Genomic DNA, 2459 nt, shown 5'->3' with positions numbered 1-2459 from the left:
GAGCGCCTGGTGGTGCTGGACTGCGAACAGGACGCGCCGCTGGCCGTGGTCACACGCGCGGTCACCGAACTGGCCGAACTCGCGCTCGACGCCGCCTGCACGCTGGCCTGGAGCGAGCTCGACGAACTCTTCGGCGCCCCCCAGTACGCCGGCCCCGACGGCCAGCCCCAGCGGGCCCGGATGTGGGTCATCGGCATGGGCAAGCTGGGCGCGCGCGAGCTCAACGTGTCGAGCGACATCGACCTGATCTACGTCTACGACCACGACGGCGAGACCGCCGGCAACGCCCAGGGCCGCAACCGCATCAGCAACCACGAGTACTTCGGCAAGGCGGTCAAGCACATCTACAACACCGTGGGCGAAGCCACCGAACACGGCAGCGTGTTCCGCGTCGACCTGGCGCTGCGACCCAACGGCAACTCGGGGCCGAGCGCAGTTTCGCTGGGTGCGCTGGAAGAGTATTTCCTGGTGCAGGGCCGCGAGTGGGAACGCTTCGCCTGGCTCAAAAGCCGCGTGATCGCCCCGGCCGCCTGCATCGCCGACAAGAGCGCCAGCGCGCTGCGCGGCGCGGTGCTGCCCTTCGTGTTCCGCAAGTACCTGGACTACAACGTCTTCGACTCGCTGCGCACGCTGCACCGCCAGATCCGCGAGCACGCGGCCAAGCGCGCCGCCGGCAACCCCGGGCGCGCCAACGACGTGAAGCTCTCGCGCGGCGGCATCCGCGAGATCGAATTCACCGTGCAGCTGCTGCAGGTGGTGCGCGGCGGCCAGTTTCCCGAGCTGCGTACCCGCCCCACGCTGGACGCGCTCACGCGCCTGTGCCGCGCCGGCCTCATGCCCCAGGCCAACGCCGACGCGCTGGCGCGGGCCTACGGCTTCCTGCGCCGGGTCGAGCACCGCATCCAGTACCTGGACGACCAGCAGACCCACGTGATGCCCACGCGCGACGACGACCTGAACTGGCTCGCCGCCACCATGGGCCACGCCAACGTCTGCGACTTCCTGCACACCCTGGACGCGCACCGCGAGCTGGTGGCGCAGGAGTTCGACACCCTGCTCGGTGGGCCCACCAACGGGGGCTGCAACGGCAAGGGCTGCAACGGCAGGAATGGGAAAAGTGGCGCCGGCGGCCAGCCCCGCGGCGCGACCGACGACCTGCAGTCGGTGCTGGCCCAGCTGCCCGAGGCCTTCGCGGCCAAGGTGGCGCAATGGAGCGGGCACCCGCGTGTGCTGGCGCTGCGCGAAGACGCGCGCGCGCGCCTGGTGCGGCTGGTGCAGCGCACCGGCGCCTGGCTCGAACAAGGGCGCGTGAGCGAAGAAGCCGCCCTGCGCCTGGCCGACTGGATCGAACCCCTGCTGCGCCGCGAAAGCTACCTCGCGCTGCTGCAGGAGCGCCCGTCGGTGCACGAGCGCCTGCTGCGCCTCATGGGGGCGGCCAAGTGGCCCGCGCGCTACCTGCTCCAGCACCCGGGCGTGATCGACGAACTGGCCAGCCAGCAACTGCTGGCCGAGCGCTTCGACGCCGTGCAATTCGAGGCCGAACTCGAAGCTCGGCGCGCCGCGCTGCACTCCACCGGCGAAGACGACGAAGAGGCCCTGCTCAATCTGCTGCGCCGCGCGCACCACGCCGAGGTGTTCCGCACCCTGGCGCGCGACGTGGAAAAGGTGCTCACCGTGGAGCAGGTGGCCGACGACCTCTCGGCTCTGGCCGACACCATGCTGCGCGTGACGGCGCGCTGGTGCTGGGCGCGGCTGAAGAACCGCCACCGCGAAGAACCCGGTTTCGCCATCATTGGCTACGGCAAGCTCGGCGGCAAGGAACTGGGCTATGGCAGCGACCTCGACATCGTGTTCGTCTACGAAGACGAGGACGAGCGCGCGCCCGAGATCTACGGCGCCTTCGTGCGCAAGATGATCAACTGGATGACGGTGAAGACCGGCGAGGGCGACCTGTTCGAGATCGACACCGCGCTGCGGCCCAACGGCAACTCCGGCATGCTCGTGACCAGCTTCAACGCCTACGCCAACTACCAGCAGCAGCGCGGCAGCAACACCGCCTGGACCTGGGAACACCAAGCCATGACGCGGGCGCGGTTTGTCATGTCAGGAAGTGAAGACACCCCCACGCTCCCCGTTTCACGTGGCTCGCTGCCCCCCGAGGGGGCTGGCCCCGCCTTGGGGCGGCCCGACGACGGGACCGATGCCCCCACGCTCCCCGCTGCGCGTGGTTCGCTACCCGGCGATGGGGCCGTGACCGTTTCCCTTCGCGAGCGTTTCGACGCCGTGCGTGAAGCGGTGATCACCTCGGAGCGCGACCCCCAGGCGCTGGCCGCGGAGATCGTGGCCATGCGCGAGAAGGTGCGTGCCGCCCACCCGGTGCGTGGCGCGCGCTTCGACGTCAAGCACAGCCCAGGTGGCATGTTGGATGTGGAGTTCGCCGTGCAATACCTGGTGCTGTC

At 69.9% G+C, this 2459-nt stretch carries 1 protein-coding gene; it reads left to right on the top strand.

Annotated features, from left to right (window positions below; genetic code table 11):
• A partial coding sequence (gene glnE, locus V6M57_RS13080; protein ID WP_332815435.1) for a bifunctional [glutamate--ammonia ligase]-adenylyl-L-tyrosine phosphorylase/[glutamate--ammonia-ligase] adenylyltransferase occupies positions 1-2459 on the top strand: 2459 nt, incomplete at both ends.

It is taken from the genome of Ramlibacter sp. (genome assembly GCF_036676645.1).
Lineage (GTDB): Bacteria > Pseudomonadota > Gammaproteobacteria > Burkholderiales > Burkholderiaceae_C > Ramlibacter.
This window is presented reverse-complemented; position numbering and strand designations above follow the sequence as displayed.